1 protein-coding gene is annotated in these 1,279 nt (G+C 38.7%); it reads right to left on the reverse strand.

What is annotated here, in order from left to right:
- Positions 1–90 precede the first annotated feature (90 nt).
- A partial coding sequence (locus ACEN36_RS12980; RefSeq protein WP_407126891.1) for an ISNCY family transposase occupies positions 91–1,279 on the reverse strand: 1,189 nt, incomplete at its 5' end.

Genomic DNA, 1,279 nt, shown 5'->3' on the forward strand with positions numbered 1-1,279 from the left:
TAAAATGTCCTAAAACCAAGGCTCACATTAATGCAAGCTTTTACTTCGCAAAAGCTTGCATTAATGTGACCGAATTTGTTAAAATTAGTCTTAAGCTGTTTGTTCAGCTTCGTACTCTTCGAGTGTTTTTCCGACACTGCGAAGATATCTTTTGAAAGATTCTAGTTTCCACGGGTGAGATTGTGGGGGAATATACTGGCGTCTTTCTTTTTTTTGCTCTGGAATCGGATCAAACTCTTGTGAGTAGTAGTCATGTTCTTTCAGTCTCCTTGTTGTGTATATTTTTTCAGCTATATTTACATAGATATCTCCGTTAAACGCTTCGATAACCAACACCTTTGATCTTCGCGTGAAGTAGTGCTCTTCACTGCCTTCCGTAGGCAGGTAGTAGTTGTTTTGATACCGAATATGATGCCCACTATCCACTTTTCTATTCGCTACTCGTGCTAATAATAAATTGATTTCTGATTTAGTTGGTGCGTTTTCATAGATGGATTCCTTCGTTTTATTGCCAAACTTCTTATTGAAAGTCCTAATCCATTTCGTTAAAAAGTGATTGGCTTCCTCCATAGATTGTATTCCAGCTAAGTCTAAATCTACAGGAAGTCGTGATTGAACAGTCCCGTTTAAGCGCTCTACGCGGCCTTTAGCTTGTGGAATAGAGGAGGTTTTAATCTCAATACCGAGTTGATGACAGGCAAAACCAAACTGGGTAAAGGTATCTTCTTCGACCGCTTTCATGGCTTTTGATGTGTATTCGAAAACCGTTCGTTTATCTGTTAAAAAAGCTAAAGGGATGCCTTGTTTCGTTAGGATCTGATTGAGCACATGATAATAGCCATTGAGTGTTTCTTGCATATCGAAATAAGCCCCGACGATATTACCAGAAGCGTCATCAATAGCTAAATGGAGATGTGTCACCTCTTTACCAAACCAGTTATAGGAGCTGGCATCCATTTGAATAAGCTCCCCCTGATATTTCTTTCTAGGACGGCTAGGGTGACTTTTTTCGGGTAACTCCATTTGATCTTCGGCTCTTGGAACCAGTGGGTTATAAGACCCTTTTTTACCTTTCATTGATTTAGCTTTGATTCGAGCATTTATTTTCTTACGTGTTTTTCTTTGAGCCTTAGGTGATAGAATATCAGCTTGATATAAAATATGACGAATGGTCGTATCGGTGTAACAGATAGCATGATCCTCCTTCAAAATTTCAGTAAAATGCTTCACGTTAGGCTTTATCTTAAAACTTTGATAGAGCTCGATCACTTGTCTTTTT

The sequence above is a fragment of the Desemzia sp. FAM 23989 genome (assembly GCF_045528345.1).
Taxonomy (GTDB): Bacteria; Bacillota; Bacilli; order Lactobacillales; family Carnobacteriaceae; genus Desemzia.